This window comes from Streptomyces sp. NPDC051576 (assembly GCF_040681835.1).
Classification (GTDB): Bacteria; Actinomycetota; Actinomycetes; order Streptomycetales; family Streptomycetaceae; genus Streptomyces.
The window spans coordinates 54,506-75,869 of record NZ_JBFAZO010000003.1 but is presented as its reverse complement, the minus strand read 5'-3'; the positions used below and the strand labels follow the sequence as shown (position 1 = coordinate 75,869).

Here is a 21,364-nt window from a genome sequence, read left to right as displayed (position 1 = left end):
GCTCATGGACGTTTGGGCTTGCCTGCACGGTCGGGAGGCGGCGAACAGCAGCGCCACTACAGCGATCAGCCTGCCGCAAGAACAGCAGTTGACGGCGAAGTCCATGCGCTCCATGTTCGACATGGCGCGGAGCATTCTCCTGTCCGGCAGCACGGCGGTGAATTGACATGGCCACTGACGAACTCCCCTTCGGGCCCGATGAGATCCGCAGTTACCTCAAGGTCACTGGCTGGTCCACGGTGTCCGGCAGCGACGTGGCGGAGCTATGGCGCCTGCCGGGACCGACCGAGGAGGTCGTGCTCGTTCCCATGAAACCGGGCGCTCCGGACTTCGCCAAACGCGCACGCATCCTCGTTGAAGACCTGGCACGCATCGGCTCCGAGGGCACACGGACTGTTCAGGACTCCATCGCGTCCGTGTTCCACGACGTCACGGATCTCAGAGCCTCGCATCCCTCCCTTCGAGACGGTTCCATCCCGTTGGACGCCGGATTCGAGCTGTTCCAGTCCGCCAAACGACTCCGCGTGGCCTCGGCGGCGTCCACCATCCGCCGCCAGGGCCACTTCCGTAACTTCCCCACCCGAGCACGGGAACAGGCCCGCGAAGTGCGGCTCGGACAGACCCGTAAGGGCTCGTACATCGTGCCCATCATCAGCCAGGCCCGCTCACCTCTGGATGTGTACGAGCGAGGACAGAACCAGATCGACATCGAAGTCGAGGAAACACTCTTCGACCGACGGGTCACCGCCACCATGTCGCGAGCGCTGGGCGTACTGGAGGAAATGGCGGGCACCGACCGGGTCCCCACCCCCAGCGAGATCACCGACTCCATCGGGGAAGGCGTCTCCTACGAGTTGTGCCAAGCGCTGTCGAAGGTCGTGAACAGCGAGGCAGTCGACAGCTTGGACGTCACGTTCAACTGGTCTCGTGTGGCGGCGGCGCCGGCCGGCACTCCGCTTGAGGTCGAATTCAACCGCGATGCCATCGCGATCGTGGAAAGGGTGTCCGACCAACTCAAGACAAGCGTCTACAGCCGCGAGCACGTGATCTACGGGCTGGTGACAGACCTCAGACGGCACCCGGACGACGAGACGGGGAAGGTAGGCGTCCAGGCTCTCCTCCAACGGCGCAGCCGCACCGTCTGGATGGATCTTCCCGACACCGACTACCACACAGCGGTCCACTGTCATGACACCGGCACCGCAGTCCGCGTACGCGGTGTACTCACCAGCCCGCCCGGAGGCACGGCCACCATGATGGTCGTCGACTTCGGTCCTGATCCGTCTCTCGGTTAGTGAGGTTCGCGGCGGCTGCTGCGGCAGCCGCACCCGGCACCGCATCGCCGCGCCGTATCGGCATGAGCGTCGTCAACCGCCTCAACAAGCGCTTCGCCGAGATCATCGCCAGCGACCACCGCCACGGCGGACAACTCGGCATCGAACAGCGGGCCGCCGCCCTCGCCGACGAAGCACTCAACCTCCAGAACGCGGGCAGCGCCACCCAGCGCGTACGAAGCAACCTCTACGCCTCAGCAGCCGCCTTCCGCTCCTCCGCCATGTGGGCCGCCATCGACGGCCGACGCTACGACGTCGCCAAGGCGCACATGCGCGAGGCCCAGGCCCTCGCCGAGATGTCCGGCGACCAGGCCATCAAGTTCCGCATCTGGAGCCACGCGGGCACCATGTACCGGCACATGGGTCGCCCCGCCGACGCGTTCGCCGCCAACGACGTCGCCCGCAACCTTCACCTCACGCGGCGCGACCCCCTGTTCGCGTCCCTCGGCCTGACCCGCCAGGGCGCCATCCACGGCGCGGCCCAGGACCGCACCGGCACCCGCCGCGCCTTCGATCAGGCCCAGGACGCCATGCTGCGCGCCGATCCCGCCGACTACCGGCCGGTGTGGATGCTCGCCTTCTACGACCAGGCCGAACTGGACTCCCTGGCCCTCTCCGCACACTTGGCACTCGGCGACTACTCCACCGCCGAGTACCAGTACCACGCCCACCGCTGCCTGTCCGCCCTCCGGCCCCACATGATCCGGTCCCGGGCCATCACCACCACCCGGCTCGCCCACGCCCAGCTCGCCCAGGGCGCCCCCGACGCCGCCACGGCCACCGCGATGAAGGTCCCCGCCGAAGCCGCCACCCAGCACGCCCGGGTCACACGCATGCTGCAGGAGTTCGGGGCCGCACTGCGCGCCACCGCGCCGGGCAGCTCCACCGTGCAGACCTGGACCGAGCACACCGCCACCTGGAGGATGGCCGCATGACCACGGCGCCCGCCATCGAACTGCGCACCTTCACCACCCTCGACACCGCCCGCGGTGACCTCCTCGACGTGTACGCCGACGTACGCGCCCCGCTCCTCCACCTGCCGAACTACGCCGTCACTGCGTTCGGCGAACGCTTGGACCGGCACAGCACCGAGCCAGGTTTCACGGCCGTCCTCGCTTACGCGGACGGGCACCCGGTCGGCTACGCCTACGGCAACACCATCGAGCACGGCGACCGCTACTGGCAGCGCACCAGCCCGACGCCGGCGGAGAAGTACACCGAGCGTCCGCCTGTGGCCCTGAAGGAGATCGGCGTCCGGCCGGCCTGGCGGAAGACCGGCACCGCCTGCCGCATCCACGACGCCCTCCTCGCCACCCGCGATGAACCGTACGTCACGCTCATGGTCAACCCGGCGGCCGGCGACGGAAAGGTCCACGCGCTCAACAAGTCGTGGGGATACGAAGACATCGGTCAGAGCCAGCTGTCGCCGGCCTCGCCAGTGCTCACCGTAATGATCCGCGCCAATCATTAACCCGCGCCCACGTCGGTGTCAGCACCTCAGGAGTGTCCCGGGACGCCGCATTCTCCTCGGATACATCCAGGGCGAGGCGCGGCCTCGTCATCGTCGATGTCGCGTAGACCTCGTTCGCAAGCTCGAAAGGTAGGCCCGAGTGGGCGACAAGTTCATCGAACGAAGCGCCCGTCTCCTCGCAGAGGCGGACCCCTTTTCAAGCAGCTGAAACGGCCGCTCACCGGGACTTCAGTTGGCCAGCACACCAGGCAGTCGGCAGCGCGGAGACCGGCGCAAGCACGCCAGGGTGATACCAACACCGACAAGAGCGCATATTCAGAACCGACCACAGTGGCCAGTGAGCGTGACTACGATCACAGCTCACCCGCGCGACCGAGCAAGGCCGCCGCGGTGTGTTCTCACCCGCTCTCCAGCTCGTGAAGGTGGATGCGCATGACAACTCCCACCGCCGGGACGTTGCTTCTGCGGAACAGGTACGAAATCACTGGAGGTCCACACGCAGGTGATGGCGAATCCCAGGTCTGGGAGGCGTTCAGCGACGGCTACACGTACCTGCTAAAGACATGGACGTATGAGGGCGAGCAGCCAGACCGAGTGCAACGCGCCTTGTGGGACCAGGAACTGCGCACCCTGTACAAGGTTGCGAGCAGCCCGAGGTCGGAAGACGCACTGGTCGTGCTCAAGGACGCGGGCCTTGACCGGGAACACCAGTGCTTCGTCATGATCCTGGAGGCACCGGGCTACACGCGCGTCGCCGACGCACTGCAGCACCGCGCCCGCTACTCGTGGCTCTCGGACCGCAGGACGGCCGCACGCGAACAGTTGTGGAGCGGCTTACAACGCGTCGCCACAGGGCTGAACCTGCTGCACGAGCGACAGGTTTTGCACCGAGGCGTGGACCTCGACTCCCTCTTCTTCGACGAGGACCTCGGTGCCGAATCCCTTCGGCTCGGTGGCTTTGAATGGTCCGTCAAACTTGGCCGTCCGGTGGGGACCCAGCCTCCCGCTGGCTGGCCGGTACCACCGGAGCGCACCACAGGGGGCGTGACTGCTTGGCGTCAGGACGACGACTGGTTCGCCTTCGGCATCCTCTGCGCACGGCTAATGTTCGACCTCGAACGCTTCACCACCAATACCCCGCACGAGCGCCACGCACGGGTACTCAAAACCATCGACACCGCCAAACACGAGCTGACCGAGGCCGAGCGCAAGCTGCTGCTGGACCTCGTCGCCGCAGACCCACTAGAGCGCCTGACCGCGCCGTACGACATCATCAGTCGGATCCAAGACATCACGCGGACTCTGGCGAGCCCTCTGCGCACCCAGCAGGAGGATGCGCAGTACGTCCTGGCCCTCGATCTGCGGCGGCCAGAGTTCATCGATCAGCTGATGGAGAGCGGGCTGCGTGAGCACTTGCGATTGGACCCCATGGGGACCTTTATCCCTGGGGACCCAGTCCACCGAAAGGAGGCATGCGAGTTCGTCCGCAAGGACCTGCAGAAGCCTCTTCTGTACGCCATCCCGGGCAGGCCGTACTTCATCCTCGTCGGCGGCAGGCTCAGCCTAAAGATCACGGCGCACCGGGGGAAGGACAATACGTCCAGCTGGCAGGTCGCGGACTGCCGGTCCGCCCAGCCGCTGCTCTTCAGCGAGGGTGACGACAGCTTCCGCGAACTCCCGCCCGGTCGAGTGTTCGCCTACGCCAGGGAGGAGGTGGCCCGCGACCGTACAATCGCGCAGAACTCCACGTCATGGGAGCCCGTGCTGCCGAAGATCGACCGCAGCGCGCAGGTCTCACGCGAGCTCAGTCGCTTCCACGAGTTCGTCCGTGTGAGTAACCAGATCGAGTTGCTCCTCCTCGACTCACAGATCTTCCCGTACGAGGTCGTCCGTGGTCCGTGGTCAAAGGATGGAGTGGAGTGGGCCGAGGTCAAGGAACGCGCGCGCCCCGAAGGGCATGAAGTCTTCGAGGCGTTTCGCGAGGACCTGATCGACTTCCTGCAGAAGGAGGTACGAGGCAACGACCGGTCCAGAGTCATCCTGTCAGGAGCCCGAGACGGCGACCGCCTGAAACTCCCGCCCCGGGACCCTCATTCTGACGATGACGGCAACGTATGGCAGGTCGACGCCATGGACCAGACAACCCAGCTGGTCACACTCAGCCGCCCCGGTCTGAGCAAGGGCCGGGTGAAGCTGGAGAAAGAGGGGTTTCTCCGCAGCGCTGGCATGCCGGGTCAGATCAGCCTATTCCAGCGTCGTAAGAAGGCCATCGACGCCCTCGACCAGCACGGATATCTCCTGCGGTCGCTGGCCACTCCTAGCCACGTCCGCATGGACACAGGCGCTTCCGAGCTTCCCGTCGAGCTCCCCCACGAACGGGTTGACGAGCCCAAACGGGCCAGCATCGAGGACATCCTCCGAGTGCGGCCCATCTACACGTTGCAAGGGCCTCCCGGTACAGGCAAGACCACCCTCGTTGCCTGGTTGCTGCGCGAGATCCTCACGGAGGATCCCGTAGTCCAGGTACTGGTCACGGCCCAGGCCCACGGCGCCGTTGACGTGCTCAGATCGAAGGTGGGTGAAGCGTTCCAGAACGTACCCGAAACCGACAGGCCACTGCAGATTCGGCTGCGGGGTCCCCACAAGGCCGGCGCTGCACTGCCGGAGGACGGCGTCGAGGGCGTGGCCAGGCAAGTACTCCTACGCAGCATCTCCCAACTCAGTGCCATTAGTTCGCCCAGCAAGGTTCAGCTCGCCTGGCTGGAGGACGCGAAGGCCATGGTCGGTGAGATCAACATGATGCAGGAGCAAGGGGATCTCGGCCGCCGCTCGTCGGACTTCGTAGAACTGGTGAAACGCGGCGCGAACCTCACGTACTGCACCACCAGTGCTGGCGACCTGGTCGCCCTCGCCGCAGGCCAGGTGTTCGACTGGTCGATCGTCGAGGAAGCGGGCAAGGCGCACGCGTTCGACCTCGCATTGCCACTGCAGGCAGGTCACCGCTGGTTGCTGATCGGCGACCACAAGCAACTGGATCCCTACCGGTACGTGGACTATCAGGAAGGAATCGAAAAGCTGGACCCGGTGGCACAGACCCTCAGCCGCCTCAAGGTGAGGGCGTCCGGCCTGCTCGACCAGGAATGGCTCGACTCGTGGGAACGGCGCAGCCAGACAGATAGGGATGCGTTCCGCGAGTACGCCAAGGAGTGGCTGAGGACCTTCCACCGCCTGTACGAGTACTGCGCCGTGGCCACGGGTACCGACCGTCTCGTCACGGACACCGAGGCGAAGGGAGCGTCCGCGGGGCAGTTGATCGGCCAGCACCGCATGCACCCGGACATCGGCCAGCTCATCTCCGAGGCTTACTACCAGGGGCGACTGGTGAACCGCACCCTGGACGAGAAGCACGAACCGGTGGAGCGCGTACGTCACGGCTTCCACACTCCGCACGGCATCCGTGACCGGGCCGTGGTCTGGCTCGACGTACCGTGGTGCCGCAACGACGCTGTCACCTGCGAGGTCGGCCCGAAGAGCGGCCAGTCGCCGTACACCAATCCAGCGGAGGCGCGCGCACTCGCCAACTTCCTCCGGGCTTTGGGACCGGATGGCGGGTGTCAGGGCAAGATCGCGGTGCTGGCTCCGTACTCCCGGCAAGTGAGTCTGCTCAGCAAGCACTTGCGGGGTACGCCCCTGCCTGCCGGACTGCAGGCCCAACTCGGCCTCAACGCCGAAACCATCGACGGCAACCGGTTCCCTGCCCACACCGTCGACTCCTTCCAGGGTAACCAGGCGGACGTCGTCGCCATCAGTCTTGTCCGCAACAACGAGGAGGAGATCGGCCGCGGCCTGGGGTTCCTCGACGACCCGGGTCGGATGAACGTGCTCCTCTCTCGGGCGGAGCGTTTGTTGATCCTCGTCGGGTCCTGGGACTTCTTCCTCCACCAAATGCAGGCAGTACCTCTCGAGGATGAGTCCCAGCCCTTGTGGTCATTCAAGAAGATCGTCACTCTGCTCGACGAATGGTTCCTGGACGGCAGGGCTGTGCGTATCCCGGCTGACCTGGGGGAGAACTCGTGATCGTCCTCGTTCCTGTGAGCATGTTCAGCGTCAACTTCAGCGTGGCTCGGGGCCGCCCGTACAGTCGTCTGGAGCGGCGAGTCCTAGAGGAGATTGCCGCACAGGCCGGTGTCACCTCCCACCAGGGCGCAACGCTGACCTCGCTGTGCGGCACCTTCCGGGTCCACGAACGACTGATGGTCGAAGCCGTAGTGACACTGGTCGGTGCTGGCTGGGTCGCCGTCACCAGCGGCCGGGAAGCCACATTCGTCCTTACAGACGAAGGGCAGCAGGCGTGCTCGTCGGGAAAGGATCCGGCGTCGGTCGTCGTGGCTCCAGCCCCGCCCTGCACGGTCGTCTTCGATCGCACTGCAGGCCAACTGGCCAGGCGCGGTGAAGTTCTTACCGTCTCAAAGCAGGAGGCGCGGCCAGACCTCAACCCGTCGACTCCCCGGCGCATCCTGCGCAACACGCTGGATGAGTCCCAGATCCAGAAGTTGCTGCCGCGCGCCAGCGGCGAATGGGTGCGCAGCATCGGACGGCCCAGACTCGTGACGTTCAGCCGCTACCTGCCTGTACGCGTCGACCTTGCCGACCGGGCCATTACGGGGCTTCCCCGGAGCTGGCACCAGGCGCTATCGGCCGAGATTCTGGCTGTCGCACAGGCCAGGCAGGAGGACCTTGAGGCCACCCCGAGCCTCCACCCGACGCCGCAGACTGCCGGGAAGGAATCACCCTTGGCGTCGGATCCACCAGCCGCCACTGGCCAGGCGGACCGCCCGACACCGCTGAGCATCCTGGGGCGGAAGCCACCAGCCTCCGGTGGCTGGGCCTCGGCTCTCCCTCAGACAGATGCCTCGTTCCCCTGGCTGGACGAAGCCGATCCACTCGGAAACGACGGTGCCGGTTCCTCGGAACAATCGATCAACGCAGTCTTGTTCTCGGAGGTGACCGGCGAGGAGTCCCACCAACTCCTGATCGCCGAAGCACTGGCCACAGCCGCGAACCACGTTCTGATCGCCTCGCCCACGGTGAATGTGGGTAGCCTGTTGAAGCTTGGCGAAGCGATCCAGGACGCAGTATCGCGCGGGGTACGCGTGGACGTCCTCTACGGTGACACGGACGAGGGAACTACCCCGCAAGAGGTCGTCAACCTACTGAACCGGATCGGCTACCACGCTGCGCAACGTCTGGGCCGGGATCTTGTCCGACCAGCCAAGGAGCCGACGGGCAGCGGTGCTGGCCTCCTGATCTTCGATGGGAAGGACAGCGTGCTCGAAGCGGTCATCGGTAACTACGCGTGGGCCGGGTCCCCGGGCTCAATGGAAGCACGCTCGGTCCACGTGGGCGGAACTGAGTTCATGGCCCAAGTGGCAAGAGCAGCCGCAGGTCTATGGATGTGGAGCGGTGACCCGGATTCCGCCGACCGCTGGCGGCGCGTGGCAGACCGCTGCCAGGACAACACCGCCGTGTCCGCGGCTCGGGGAGACAGCTTGAAGGACCAGGTACTCGCCGAACTGATCGTGGACGACGAGCACGCCCAGAGTCCACGGAGCGCCGAAGACAGCGGCCTGCGGATTGGTGGCACATGTCGGCACGAGGACGGGTCTGCAGTGGGCATCCGCGGCATCTCGGCAGTGATCCGCCGGCCGGAAACCCTGGCCACCCCGTAAGGCTGGTCTCCCGCGCCGTCATAGCCACGGCGCGGGAGCCTCCTGGCTGAACCTCGGCGACCTGGCCAGCGGCTCCCTCTACCGGAGCGATGTGTTACGGGCCTGCGCGGAGAGGAACGGGAAGGAACAACACGCCGCGCAACGCTGATCGTCAGAGACAGCACTACGCGGCATGAGCTGGCCCCGTCAGGGATTCGATCCCACTGTCGAAGCTAGACAGAGCCACCCCGACGGACCGCCACAACGTTCTGATCGCACTGTCACACTTGGCCTGTAGCGTCAGTTGCAGTAGACGATCGTCGCTGGAGGGGAGCCGATGGTGGAGTCGGTGAGGGAAGCAGTGGCGAACCACTGGGCTCAACGCGGCAAAGGTGGGTCTGACGATCTCGTAAGTGTCAGAGTCGGCCGTCCCGGGGTCGCGGTCCTGGCCGCCCTGGTCGATTCGCTCGCCGAGCGCGGTGTCGAGCGGTCTTGGATTCATGTCGGACGCGCCGCGACGTTGCCGGGTGCCTACGGTCTGGGGCGCTCGGCATGGGACTTGGCGGTAATTAAGGATGGAATCCCACTCGCGGCGATCGTCCTGAAAACTCTCGGTGGACCCTCATACAGCAACAATTACAACAATCGAATCCAAGAGTTGACGTCCATCGCGTTCGATGTTCGACGGCAATATGGAAGCCAAGAGCTGAACCGGCTACAGCCGCACCTCGGGCTCTTCTTCATCCTGCAGGAAAACGAGCGCGTCAATGCCCCGGTGCGCAAGCCTGACGACACCTACGAAAGACTCGGAGATGGGCTCTCATACAAGGAGAGATTGGGGGAAACATTCGAGCAATTTTGCAAGGATGGACTGTATGACGGGGTCTGCTACGTATCCTCCGGTGGGGATGCCGATTCCTCATTTGAAGAACCGCGCCCCGAGATGTCAATCGACAACTTCATTGCAAAATTCGCCCAGAGAGTAATTTCCCTCGCTCAGCTGCAAGGAGCGACTGGCGTCACCGCGGTCGCATTTGGTGAGATGCTGGCGCGCCGAAGTGACATCCACGAGGTCCTGGTTGGACTCACCTCCACGCCCACAGGCATGCTCGCAGCCGAGTCTGCAGTCATCCGCAGGCGTCGGACGCTGCTGGCTGATCTACGCAAGCTTGCCCTCGCTGATGACACCAACGAGACTCGCATGCAAAAGGCGCTGGACGGGCAATATTGGATCTTCGGCGGCCAATACATTGGGATCGCAGCCCGGCGCGATCTGATGAATTTGCATCAGCATGACATCCCGCTTATCTCCGCGGACCGTAGCTTGAACATCATCGAACTTAAAGGGCCTGAGGCTCCCCTGGTGCGACGCCCACGGGACAACCACCTCATCCTGTCCAGTGCCGTTCATGAGGCAGTCGGACAATGCATGAACTACCTAAGAACGCTTGATGAAATGGGTGCAGCGCTAGGCACTCTGCATCGCCATGACCTGAATTTGGACTATGACTACCGGCGGGCTCGCGCAACGGTGGTAATCGGGTACCCGCAACGGGCGGCATCCAGCGTCACGCGCGAACAAATCGACCAAACAATTCGAACTTACAATGCCCATCTCTCCCGGATTCAGGTCCTGACGTACGCTGACCTGATCGATTCAGCTGAGCGTGCCCTCGAATTCGAAGAAGACGGCGGCCAGAGCAGCGTGCCCGAATAGCATGGGGCGAGCGTGGCGATGACCTCGCGGCCATCGGCGAACTGAAGGACATCCGACGTGCCGCTCACGAAGCAATGGCTCGTCTCGATTGGAAGACCACCGCCCAACTCATGGGCGGCCCGCTCTTCGTATTCGATGAGCGGGAGGTGCCCGAGGACATCGAGCAACTGGCCCATGACAAGACCGCTGCTGTGATGGACCGAGCCAAGCAAGCAGCCCGCTGCCCGAGGCCGCCCTGATCCGCGGAAGACACGAGGGGCCGCCTGCTCGTTGGCGACCCGTACGGTCTTCGCGTCGCCCAGCGTCGCGGCGGTTCGGGCCTGGAGGCCGAGGAGCCAAAGTCCGACCGTGCCATGCCGGTCAGCGGTCGTCGCCGCGCCGCGCCCGGCGTACTGGTAGAGGCGATCGACTGGGTCCGGGCTCGGGCAGCAGGGCCATGGATCCCGCTTGACCTCACATCCGCAGCGGTGTGGTCTGCTGGGGGCGGAAATGAGTGCTGTCGTATCTATGAATCCACCTGCTGATCGACTCTATGAATCCACCTGCTGATCGACCGCCGCTTCGTAGAAGGCATCCGCGAGGGCGACGATGATCGAGTTGATGGCCGGCCCATCGGTGAAGAAGTAGTCAGCCATCGTGTTGTGGGCGTCTTGGTTGTCTGCGACCGCCTCCGTTACGGCTGCTTGGAAGTCTGGTGACTCTACGAACTGCTTCTTGGAGTTCACCTTGGTCTGCCTGATCAGGTTCGGGTCGGCGAGCAACCGCTGGACGAGTCCCTGCACGAACTCCCTGATCTGAGACTCGGCGAACGATTCGGCGCCGAAGAGGTCGTTCATCTTGTCTATGACGACCTGGAGCGCGACGTACTTCGGGTCCTTCTTCATTCCCGTGCCGGCTGCGCTGATGCCCTTCATCTGTCCGTCGCCCACGAGCGAGATGTTGATCGGGGTTGCCTTGTTGTGCTTGACCCCGACCAGCACCACGTCGGAGAGGTCGATGTCGGCGGCCCAGGCGGACTCGGCGATGACCTTCTCCAGCAGGCGCAGGAAGATCGAGAGCATCTCCATGTAGGCGTCGCCGTAGTCGACGATCTGGGACATGAAGTCATAGAGACGTACGTAGGTGGAGACATCCTTGCGGAACAGGTCGAGCGCCTGGAGCGTGACCTTGTCCTCCTCCTCGATCGCCCGCGCGTAGCGGCGCCGGAAACCGTGCTGCGCCGGGCTGATCGCCGCCGAGAGCGCGTTGTTGCCTTTCCGAGTCACCCACAGTTCGGCAACCTTGCGAACGTCGTCTTCGGCATAGATTCCGGCCTGGGCGAGCTTGTTAGCCAGGTGGACGACGACGTACGGATTGGTCTCGGTCTCCAGGGTCGCGTTCTTGAAGTACGGCTCGAAGGCTGCCCTGATGTCCTCGGGCTTGTTGGCGAAGTCGATGACGAACGTCTTGCGCTTCTGCTCCCCACCAGCGGTGCGATGGGTGCGGTTGAGCCGCGAGAGCGTCTGCACTGCGGTGACCCCTGACAGCTTCTTGTCTATGTACATCGCCGAGAGTAAGGGCTGGTCGAAGCCGGTCTGGAATTTGTTGGCGACCAGCATGATCTTGTACGTCTCGCCCTTGAATGCAGCTGCCAGATCAGCTCCGGCGCCGGGGTTCATGTTGGCCTCGGTGAACTCGTCATCCTTCGACGGCTGCGGGCCCCAGTCGCTGTGCCAGGTCTCGTCCTCGGTCATCGTCACGCCGGCGGAGAAGGCGACCAGGGTGCGGTAGTTGTACGAGGAGTCCTCGGTGCGGCGCTTGGCGATGTAGGCGTCGATGGCCAGCTTGTACTTCACCGCAGACTTGCGCGAGTCGGTCACCACCATCGCCTTCGCCTTGCTTTCGAGGAGGTGGGCGACGTTGGCGTGGAAGTGCTCGACGATGATCTGCACCTTCTGGCTGATGTTCGTCGGGTGGAGCTGCACCCACCGCATCAAACCCTTGCGGGCCGTGGCCTCCTCGACCTCGCCCCCATCACCACTCTCGGCTCTGCCAGCAATCTTCAGAGCGGTGTCGTAGGACTGATAGCCCTTGAGCACGTCGAGGATGTAGCCCTCCTCGATCGCCTGCTTCATCGAGTACAGGTGGAACTCGTACGGCTTCCCGTCGGCCCCCTTGCGACCGAACAGCTCCAGCGTCTTGTTCTTCGGCGTCGCGGTAAAGGCAAAGTACGAGATGTTCTCCGACTCGGCCCGCTCGGTCATCTCCGAGGCCAACACCGACTCCACGTCGATCTCGCCGCCCTCCTCAATCTCCTTGACCTCCTCAGCGGTCAGCACCTGCTTCAGCTTCGAGGAGATCTGACCCGACTGGGAGGAGTGCGCCTCATCAGCGATGACGGCGAACCGCTTGCCCTTTAGGCCAGCGTCGGTCCGTATCTCGTCCAGCGCATGCGGGAAGGTCTGCACCGTCACCGCGATGATTAGCTCACCGTTCTTCAACGCCTGCGCCAGCAGACCCGACTTCGACTTCGCGCCGGCCTTGCGGACGTCCTCGGGGCTGATAGTTGCGACGATCTTGCCGGTGCCGTCGATCTGCCGAATCGCATCCTGCAGCTGGGAGTCGAGCACGGTACGGTCCACGACCACGATGACCGAGTCGAACACCTTCCGATCATCGACATGCAGCCGCGCCAGCCGGTGGGCCGTCCAAGCGATGGTGTTCGTCTTCCCCGACCCGGCCGAGTGCTCAATCAGGTACCGCTGCCCGACACCCTCCTCCTTCACCGCCTCGACGATGCTCGTGACGGCCTCCCACTGGTGGAACCGCGGGAAGAGCATGCTCGTACTCCGCACCGACGTGCCGGTGGTGACGTCCCACTCTTCCTTGGTCTGCACGATCATCAGCCGCCCGATGATGTTCAGCCAGGCGTGTTTCTCCCAGACGCGTTCCCACAGGTACGCCGTCGACGACCGTCCGTCCGTGCCCGGCGGGTTACTGGCACCGCTGTCGAAGCCGATGTTGAACGGCAAGAAGTGGGTCTTCTCCCCCTCCAGCCTTGTGGTCATCGCCGCCAGGTCATTCGAGAGCGCGAAGTGCACCAGCGCCCGGTGACCGAACGACAGCAACGGCTCCAGTCGCCCGTTCGTCAGCGGATTGCGACCCTGCTTGTACTGGTTGACCGCCTCGTCCAGCGACTGGGTGAAGTCGGTCTTCAACTCGACCGTGGCGACCGGGAGGCCGTTGACGAAGAAGACCAGGTCGATGCTGCGCTGGTCGGCGGTGGAGAAGTGCACCTGCCGCATCACCCGCACCCGCATCGCGGCGTACTCGGTGTTGGTGGTCGCGTTTAGCGTCGTCTCGGGGCGAAACTGGGCCAGCTTCAGCCGCCCGCCGCCGATGTACTGCACGCCGCTGCGGAGGATATTGAGCGTGCCACCACCGTGTTCCAAGGGCTTGTCCAGCGCTGCGACCAGCACGTCGAGGAACTTCTCCTGCGAACCAGCGGCTTTCAAAGCCTTCTCGTACTTCGGCTTCTGGGTCTCCTCCAGCCAGGCGAACAGGTCCGCGGGGAACAGGGCACGCTCACGGTCGTAGCCGGTATCGTTCGCGGAGTAGAGCCAACCGTGGGTGTGGAGCTGCTCGCAGATCTCGGTCTCGAAGACCAACTCGTTGTGATCGGCCATTAGGCCGCCTCTCGTACGTCGATCTGACCTGTCACAGCGGCGGTGATGAGCGCAGTCCGGCGCTCTTGAGCAAGCTCGATGAACCGTTCGGTCTCGGCGATGAGCGTGTCGATGCTCGCCGTTTCCTTATTGAGTACCGCGAGAATATCGGCCCATTGGTCCTCGGGCGGGAACGAGATTCGCATCGCCATCAGAGCGTCGGCTGTGAGTTTCGGTTGCCGCGAACCGGTAATATAGGGGACAAGATTCTCAGCCTCGATCCGCGCAGCGAGCAGCCGCGCTGGGACACCGAGAGGGCGAAGTACATGAGCATGATTATTCACCCAAATCCGACCTTCGACATGAAGTGCAATGGGCTTGGAGCGATAGAGGAGCCCGAAGCCGTCTTCGGCAACTAGAACCAACTGCTCATCGAAGAGGTAATCGTCAACGTGGTCGATGACTGATGTTGCGCCGTAGTACGGATATCGGCCAGGCCGTTCGGCACGCTCCTCGGCGCTCAATGGGATCCGCTTCGAATCGAGAAGTGTCACCAACCGGCGTACCGGGACGATCGACCAGTCTTCGGGGACGTCACCGACTAGCGGGTCCCCCGAGTCACGAAAACGCACGTTACCGACGCCCCGTCGGACTACGCCGTCAACAACTGCGCGCCGGCGTTCACGCAGTGTCTCAATCAAGCTCTGCTGTTCGCCAATGAGGTTGTCGATGCGGGCGATCTCGCGGTCGAGGTAGTCGGCGATGGCGCCCTGCGTCTCCGGTTTCGGAAGATCAATCCGAAACTCCAGGAAGTCACCCTGGCTGATGTTCTGCATTGAGGAACTCGTTCCGACGCAGACAGCCTCCACCTGGGTTCGGTAAGCCAACGTCTTTGTCCACCAATCGATAAACCGCGGGTCGGCACCACGAAAGGTCACTGCCCACAATCGGTCTGGCAGGTAGAGGTTTGCGTAGTCCCGAAGCGCTACGGCAGCAACGCCCAAGTGCTGCTTCGTGTTCATCCTGCTCACGATCAGCGAGCCAGCCAGCACCGGGCAGGATGCCCGATCAATGTCGTAGCTATCGACCTGTTTGTTCTCTGCGGGTCTGAAGACTCCACCGTAAACTGCGCTCGTCCTAAGTACACCTAGCTCATCGTCTTGGGCCGGCCAGGGGGCACCGTTCACGCTGGTCCCGCTTTGCATAGAGCCGACGATTCGCTTGAGCGGGATGTTCCGCCAGTTCGCCCTAATCATTTCTCCACCTCGCGCAGCAGGTCGAGGATCTTCGCGACCTGCTTCTCCAGATCCGCATCGATCTCGGCCAACGGCCGGGGCGGGACGTATTTGTAGAAGTGGCGGGTGAAGGGGATTTCGTAGCCGGTCTTGATCTTGGTCCAGTCGATCCAGGCGTCGGGGACGTGCGGTTTCACCTCGGTGTCAAAGTAAGATTGGATGACGTCGTGTTTGCCTGCTGGGCCGGCGGTGGAGCCGCCGTAGGCGAAGGGCACGTTCTCGGTGTCGCGCTTCTTGGTGTCGGGCTTCGGTTTGCCCTTTCGGTCGGTGACCGGTTTGCCGTTGTCATCCAGCTGGGGCCGCTCAACGGTAATCGTCCAGTAGCCGAACTCGTCGTTGCGTAGAGAATTGGAGAAGTCAGGGTCGGCCTCTTCGAAGTCGGTGTACAACTGCACGATCTTGGCGCGGTCATCGTCGCTGATCTGGCGGTTCTTCGACCCAAGGCTCTTGCGCATCTTGGTCCAGAACAACGTGCCGTCAATGAGTTGGACCTTGCCCTGGCGGTCAGGGTGCTTGGTGTTGTCGAGGATCCAGATGTAGGTGGGAATGCCGGTGTTGAAGAACATGCTGGTCGGCAACCCGACGATCGCCTCGACGAGGTCGTTCTCCAGTAGCCACTTGCGGATGTTGGAGGGACCGGATTCGGCGGCGCCGCTGAAGAGCGGCGAGCCGTTCATGATGATGCCGACGCGGCCACCGCCGTCCTCGGGTGCGCGCATCTTGTGGACCAGATGGAGCAAGAAGAGCATCTGCCCGTCCGAGATCGCCGGGAGTCCCGGCGCGAATCGGCCGTAGGGGCCAGCGGAGTCGCGCTCCTCCTTGATCGCCTTGGCGTACTGCTTCCAGTCCACCCCGTAGGGCGGGTTGGACATGCAATAGTCGAACTGGCGACCCTTGAAGGCGTCGTCGGTGAGCGTGTTACCGAAGGCGATGTTGGTCGCGTCGTGGCCCTTGGCAATCAGGTCGGACTTGCAGATGGCATACGACTGCGGGTTGTACTCCTGACCGTACAGGTTCAGCTTGGCGTCAGGATTCGCAGCGAGCAGGTGTTCCTCTGCCAGGGAGAGCATGCCGCCGGTGCCAGCGGTGGGGTCGTACAGCGACCGGATAATGCCGCCTTCGGTGAGATCAACGTCCTTCTCCGCGAAGAGCAGGTCGACCAGCAGCCGGATCGCATCGCGCGGCGTGTAGTGGTCTCCGGAGGTCTCGTTCGCTGCCTCGTTGAACTTGCGGATGATGTACTCGAAGGCGTCACCCATGTCTGCGTTAGACACCACGCCGGGGTGGAGATCGACGGCGCCGAAGGACTTGACGATCTCGCGCAGGAGCCCGGCCTTCTCCAGGGCCAGGATCTCCTTCTTGAAGTCGAAGTACTCGAACACGTCCACGTCGGTGGAGAACCGGTCGATGTAGTCAGCGAGGTTGTCCGCCAACCCGTCCGCATCGGCCAGCAGGTTCGCGAACTCGTAGTTGGAGGTGTTGTAGAACGTCCGCCCCGTGGCTTTCTTGACCTCGATCTTGAGCCGGTTTGGGTTCTCGTACGTCGCAGCCAGCTCCCGTACGACCGTGCGGTCCGGCTCAAGTACGCAGTCGAGCCGCCTCAGGATCGTGAACGGAAGGATCACAGTCCCGTATTGGTTGGGGCGGTAGGGGCCCCGAAGCTGGTCGGCGATTGACCAGATGAAGCTACCGAGCGTACTCACAAGGTTCCTCACGAGAATCGTTTAGCAGTGCCGATCACTTTGCCAGAGGCAGCAGCCACCGTCCCATGGTTCAACCATGGGACCTCCTCGACGCGCTCTTTGAGGCACCCCGGGCAGCACGGACACATGGACGAGAGCGCGACGAGCGACGACTGGTACGTGATCTACGACGTGTGTCGAACGAAGTAGGCGGGAGGCGGCACCTTTCTCGTGCCTCACGAGGATCTACGGAAGCGCTGACGCTCGGGCTGGTGGTGAGTGAGCGGATGACGTGGAGCGGACGATCACGGCGTGGATTGTGAATCCTCCGAAGCCCCCTCCGACCTGGTTCCGAGCACCCAAGAAGCGTCCGGAACCACCCAGCAAGCTTTGGTCAGAACTTCGTCCAATCCGAGTTCCTTCAGGCCATGCGGAGTCCTGGTGGCCCCGTGTAGCCGTCGCAGGACGATGGCATTGGTGCTTCTGTGCGCCCCTGCATGCACCCTCCAGGCGCCCCGCGCTCCCCTCCTACGGTCATGGGACAGCGAGGGCCGGAAAAGTCCGGCCTCGACGGGGAGCACGGTGCGGCAGGTGGCCGCACTGACTTGACGTCGGCCGGATCTGCCCGCCTTGGGGATGGGGGCGGTATGGGGTCCGGTCGCAGGATCGATGGCAGCTTCGAGCAGGCAGTGCAGGCCGCCGTGTCGACGTTTGGGGCGGAGGTCACGCCAAAGCTGAGAGGCAGTGGGTGGCAGGAAGACCAGCTCCGGGGACCGTTGGAGAACATGATCCGGTCCATATGTCGTGGCCTGGGTCTGGAAGTCACTCTCATCGGCGAAGTCCCACTTGTGGACATGGGAGCCCGCCCGGACTATGCCGTTGAGGTCGGAGGCGCCCTCGTCGGTTACATCGAGCTCAAGAAGCCGGGCACCCAGGCCGACCCGTCCGTCTACACAGGCCGTAACGCCGAACAGTGGGCAAAACTGCGGCTGCTCAACAACGTTCTGCTCTGTGACGGCAACGAATTCTCCGTCCATCAAGAGGGCCAACGGGTCGGTGAAGTGGCCCACATGAAGGGCTCGGTTCTCACCTCTGGATCCCGGCTTACCCCTGCCGACGGGACACTCGCGCGGGTGCTACGCGAATTTCTGACTTGGGAGCCGCAGACACCTCGCACCACGAGTCAGCTCATCCGAGCAGTCGCCGGGCTCTGCCAACTTCTGTCGGAAGAGGTCGGAGAAGCGATCGCACAGGAGAAGAGCCGTCGACGTCCACCGGCATTCACGACACTCGCCAAGGACTGGCGACACCTACTGTTTCCGGAAGCAACCGACGCCCAGTTCGTCGAGCAATACGGTCAGGCAGTGGTGTTCGCACTGCTGCTCGCCAGGGTGGAGGAGATCAATTTCGAAGGCGAAACTGTGCATGAGATCGCCACGAAGCTCGGCAAGAAGCACTCGTTGATGGGGCAGGCCCTGGATGTCTTGGCCGGCGACTCTGTTGCTGGCCTGTCCACCACGCTGAACACATTGCTTCGTGTCATCGGCGCGGTCAGGTGGGATGTTCTGGACGATGGCACCGGGGACGCCTACTTCCTGCTGTACGAACACTTCCTCCAGATCTACGACCCGGACCTGCGGATTCGTACAGGCTCGTACTACACACCGCGTGGCGTCGTCTCGGCCATGGCCCGGCTCGTCGAGGACGTCCTGAAGCGGGAGGGTTTCCGTATCCCGTCCGGCTTCGCATCTCCCGACGTGGTCCTTGTCGACCCAGCCATGGGTACCGGCACCTTCCTCCTGTCGGCGCTGGAGCTGGCCGCCGTGACCATCGCCGAGGCGGAGGGCCCAGGTGCGGTGGGCCCACGCTTGCGAGAGATGGTGGGACGTCGCCTGGTCGGTTTCGAGATGCAGGTCGGTCCGTTCGCTGTCGCGGAACTACGCATGCACGCCATGCTCAAGCAGTACGGGTCCGCAGCCCCCGCCCGGGGACTCAGGCTGTTGGTGGCTGACGCCCTGGACAGTCCGACAGCTGAGTTCAACTGGATCCCTCACACCTACCGAGCGCTCGCGGAATCCCGTCGGCAGGCCAACCAGGTCAAGCGGGACGAGCGTGTCATGGTCGTCATGGGCAACCCGCCTCACGACGCCGTGAAACGGGGCGCTGGTAAGTGGGTGGAACGAGGGGAGCCTGAGGCGGACGTCCCGGCCCCACTGGGGGCCTTCCGGCAACCTGGCAACGGCAGGTACGAGTCGAAGATCGCCAACCTCTACGTTTACTTCTGGCGCTGGGCCACTTGGAAGGTCTTCGACGCACACGACGACGTGCCATTCGGTGTGGTCGCGCTGATCACTCCGAAGGCATGGCTCAAGGGGCGGGCGTTCGCCGGAATGCGGCGCTATCTACGCGAAACCGCCGACGAAGGCTGGATTGTCGACCTGTCTCCGGAGGGCCAACGTGCGGATGTCGCGACCCGGATCTTCCCCGAGGTTGCCCAGGAACTGTGCATCGCGATCTTCGTGCGATGGCGGGACAGCCCCAGGCCGCGGACAGATCAGCAGACTGCAGAAGTAAGACACCTCAAGGTCGGCGGGCGCAGAGACGAGAAGATCGAACGCCTGGCAACACTCACGCTCGATGACCCCGAATGGCGCGAGTGCGCCACGGGTGAGACGGACGCCTTTCTGCCACCCGGCAGCGACCTGTGGGAGTCCTGCCCAAAGTTGAGAGATCTGATGCCGTGGTCGTCTCGTGGTGTCACACCTGGGCGCATGTGGGTCTACGCACCGGACGAGGACACACTTCATAAACGGTGGCAGCGCTTACTCGCTGCGGATACCGAGAGACGTGCCGAGATGCTCGGACGCTCTGGTGAGCGAGCGCCTTCAGACAACGTTCCGCCCCTGCCAGGAGTTGAGTCTCACGGGCGGACACCGCTCGCCGCCGAGCACAGGACGAACCCTCAAACGGTGCGCATAGGGTTCCGCTCGTTCGACCGGCAATACGTGTTGCCGGACAGCCGATTGATGGAGCGAGGCAGAGCGGACCTTTGGCGAGTTCGCAGCGACCGTCAGATCTACACCGTTGAGCAGAACGCCCACCCGGTGGTCAACGGTCCGGCACTGGTCTTCAGCGCCCTCATTCCCGACATGCACTACTTCAACAACCGCAGCGGTTGCGCCCGTCCTCTCTACCGCAACACCGCCGGTACGTTGCCCAACGTCATGCCCGGTCTGCTCCCTCTGCTCGCCGGGCGGCTCGGCATACCGGTCGTCGCTGAAGACCTGCTGGCCTACATCGCCGCGATCGCGTCCCACCCGGAGTACACGGCTCGATTCCGAGAGGACCTCGAAGTCCCCGGCGCGCGGATACCCCTCACCGTTGACCTTTGCTTGTGGGAGCGGGCAGTTGCCATCGGCCAGCGAGTCCTGTGGCTACACACCTACGGCGAGCGGTACACCGACGAGACGGCCGGGAGGCCGTACGGCAGGGTGCTGCTACCACGCGACCGCCCTCGATGCGTCGAGGAGATCCCGGACGATGCGGAAGCCATGCCGGAGAAGCTGGCGTACGACCCCGTGACACAGGATCTGTGGGTCGGCAGTGGACGGATCAGTCCGGTGCCTCGCGCGGTGCGGGAGTACGAAGTGTCCGGGATGAATGTTCTCGACAAGTGGTTCGGCTACCGACGGAGGAACCCCGCCGGCAAGCGACGCCTCGAACTGGACCACGAGGTGGCTCCACGCTGGCTTCCCTCATGGACAACGGAACTGCTGGAGTTGCTGAATGTCCTCGGCCTGCTCGTGCGAGAGGAGCCAGCGCAGGCCGATCTCTTCAATGATGTGTGCGCGGGCCCACTGATCACGGTGACGGACCTGACCACAGCGGGGATCCTCCCTGTTCCCGCGGAGGCAACCAAGGCGCTGAAGGCAACATCGGACGCGGGCGACGCACTATTCGACCTGTAAGCGAAGAAGTCGGCCGCCGAACCACGTGCAACTGGTCCAAGTCGTCGCGAACCTGCGACTCGGCTCGACGCGATCTGATCGGGCACGAATCCGCTCTCACTCCGGAGCAAGCTGCGACTGCAAGCGCCAGAAGCAGTAGCGCCGCACCTACATCGCTGCTGAACGCGCTGCTCAGCCGACCTCTTCTGCGTGAGCGATGCGTGAGCGGACGGAACCGCATAGGCCATCACGGGGAAGACCGGGTCACGAGTCACATCTGTCCTGACCAGGTGGTTCCGGACACTCAAGCAGCGTCCGGAACCACCCAGCAAGCTTTGGCCAGGACTTTTAATCCATTGGTTGTGGGTTCGAGTCCCACAGGGCCTACGGGTGGTGGGCGGGGGTTAGCCCCTCTGGCCTGCGAAGAAGCGCCTCGACCGGTTTTGTTGGGTCGGGGCGCTTCGAGGTTTTGAGTGCCTGTGCGTGAGCGACAGTGCTCGGTGGCCGACGGGTGGGTTCTTCGTCCCGCGTCAGCGGCCCGGCCGCCGGTCGGCCACGACCCGGCC

12 protein-coding genes are annotated in these 21,364 nt (G+C 63.8%); 9 read left to right on the top strand and 3 right to left on the bottom strand.

Annotation, left to right across the window (positions count from 1 at the left end; translation table 11 throughout):
* Positions 1-4: 4 nt before the first annotated feature.
* From AB0M63_RS10055 to AB0M63_RS10020, 8 genes are all read left to right on the top strand, one after another.
* Positions 5-166: a hypothetical protein gene (locus tag AB0M63_RS10055; RefSeq protein WP_366019049.1), complete on the top strand. Its 162-nt coding sequence runs from the start codon at positions 5-7 to the stop codon at positions 164-166.
* 1 nt (position 167) lies between these two features.
* Positions 168-1,295: a hypothetical protein gene (locus tag AB0M63_RS10050; RefSeq protein ID WP_366019048.1), complete on the top strand. Its 1,128-nt coding sequence runs from the start codon at positions 168-170 to the stop codon at positions 1,293-1,295.
* 62 nt (positions 1,296-1,357) lie between these two features.
* Positions 1,358-2,269 (top strand): hypothetical protein, encoded by a 912-nt coding sequence (locus AB0M63_RS10045; protein WP_366019047.1) that lies wholly within the window; start codon positions 1,358-1,360, stop codon positions 2,267-2,269.
* Positions 2,266-2,805 (top strand): GNAT family N-acetyltransferase, encoded by a 540-nt coding sequence (locus AB0M63_RS10040; protein WP_366019046.1) that lies wholly within the window; start codon positions 2,266-2,268, stop codon positions 2,803-2,805. The genes AB0M63_RS10045 and AB0M63_RS10040 overlap by 4 nt, the downstream gene beginning before the upstream one ends.
* Before the next feature lie 432 nt (positions 2,806-3,237).
* The gene (locus AB0M63_RS10035) at positions 3,238-6,882 is read left to right on the top strand and encodes an AAA domain-containing protein (protein ID WP_366019045.1); all 3,645 of its coding nucleotides are present in this window, start codon (positions 3,238-3,240) and stop codon (positions 6,880-6,882) included.
* Entirely contained in the window at positions 6,879-8,534 is a 1,656-nt protein-coding gene (locus tag AB0M63_RS10030; protein ID WP_366019044.1) for a hypothetical protein, read from the top strand. The genes AB0M63_RS10035 and AB0M63_RS10030 overlap by 4 nt, the downstream gene beginning before the upstream one ends.
* Before the next feature lie 316 nt (positions 8,535-8,850).
* Positions 8,851-10,230, top strand: a complete 1,380-nt coding sequence (locus tag AB0M63_RS10025) for a Shedu anti-phage system protein SduA domain-containing protein (RefSeq protein ID WP_366019043.1) — start codon at positions 8,851-8,853, stop codon at positions 10,228-10,230.
* Positions 10,231-10,304: 74 nt separating this feature from the next.
* Positions 10,305-10,469, top strand: coding sequence for a hypothetical protein (locus AB0M63_RS10020; RefSeq protein WP_366019042.1), 165 nt, complete (start codon positions 10,305-10,307; stop codon positions 10,467-10,469).
* A gap of 291 nt (positions 10,470-10,760) precedes the next feature.
* Here the strand turns inward: AB0M63_RS10020 and AB0M63_RS10015 are convergent, their stop codons facing one another.
* From AB0M63_RS10015 to AB0M63_RS10005, 3 genes are all read right to left on the bottom strand, one after another.
* On the bottom strand, positions 10,761-13,895 hold the full coding sequence (locus tag AB0M63_RS10015) for a DEAD/DEAH box helicase family protein (protein WP_366019041.1): 3,135 nt from the start codon (positions 13,893-13,895) through the stop codon (positions 10,761-10,763).
* Complete coding sequence (locus AB0M63_RS10010; RefSeq protein WP_366019040.1) at positions 13,895-14,896, bottom strand: restriction endonuclease subunit S; 1,002 nt, start codon at positions 14,894-14,896, stop codon at positions 13,895-13,897. Before AB0M63_RS10010 ends, AB0M63_RS10015 begins: the two co-directional genes overlap by 1 nt.
* 230 nt (positions 14,897-15,126) lie before the next feature.
* A complete protein-coding gene (locus AB0M63_RS10005) occupies positions 15,127-16,872 on the bottom strand; it encodes a class I SAM-dependent DNA methyltransferase (protein ID WP_366019039.1) in 1,746 nt (581 codons plus the stop codon).
* A gap of 626 nt (positions 16,873-17,498) precedes the next feature.
* Here AB0M63_RS10005 and AB0M63_RS10000 point away from each other — a divergent pair.
* On the top strand, positions 17,499-20,819 hold the full coding sequence (locus AB0M63_RS10000) for a type ISP restriction/modification enzyme (RefSeq protein ID WP_366019038.1): 3,321 nt from the start codon (positions 17,499-17,501) through the stop codon (positions 20,817-20,819).
* Positions 20,820-21,364 lie beyond the last annotated feature (545 nt).

Coding starts and splice junctions, on each gene's coding strand:
- AB0M63_RS10010 (WP_366019040.1), bottom strand. CDS start 14,896: ATGAACACGAAGCAGCACTTGGGCGTTGCTGCCGTAGCGCTTCGGGAC.
- AB0M63_RS10035 (WP_366019045.1), top strand. CDS start 3,238: ATGACAACTCCCACCGCCGGGACGTTGCTTCTGCGGAACAGGTACGAA.
- AB0M63_RS10045 (WP_366019047.1), top strand. CDS start 1,358: ATGAGCGTCGTCAACCGCCTCAACAAGCGCTTCGCCGAGATCATCGCC.
- AB0M63_RS10015 (WP_366019041.1), bottom strand. CDS start 13,895: ATGGCCGATCACAACGAGTTGGTCTTCGAGACCGAGATCTGCGAGCAG.
- AB0M63_RS10055 (WP_366019049.1), top strand. CDS start 5: ATGGACGTTTGGGCTTGCCTGCACGGTCGGGAGGCGGCGAACAGCAGC.
- AB0M63_RS10050 (WP_366019048.1), top strand. CDS start 168: ATGGCCACTGACGAACTCCCCTTCGGGCCCGATGAGATCCGCAGTTAC.
- AB0M63_RS10020 (WP_366019042.1), top strand. CDS start 10,305: ATGGCTCGTCTCGATTGGAAGACCACCGCCCAACTCATGGGCGGCCCG.
- AB0M63_RS10000 (WP_366019038.1), top strand. CDS start 17,499: ATGGGGTCCGGTCGCAGGATCGATGGCAGCTTCGAGCAGGCAGTGCAG.
- AB0M63_RS10025 (WP_366019043.1), top strand. CDS start 8,851: ATGGTGGAGTCGGTGAGGGAAGCAGTGGCGAACCACTGGGCTCAACGC.
- AB0M63_RS10040 (WP_366019046.1), top strand. CDS start 2,266: ATGACCACGGCGCCCGCCATCGAACTGCGCACCTTCACCACCCTCGAC.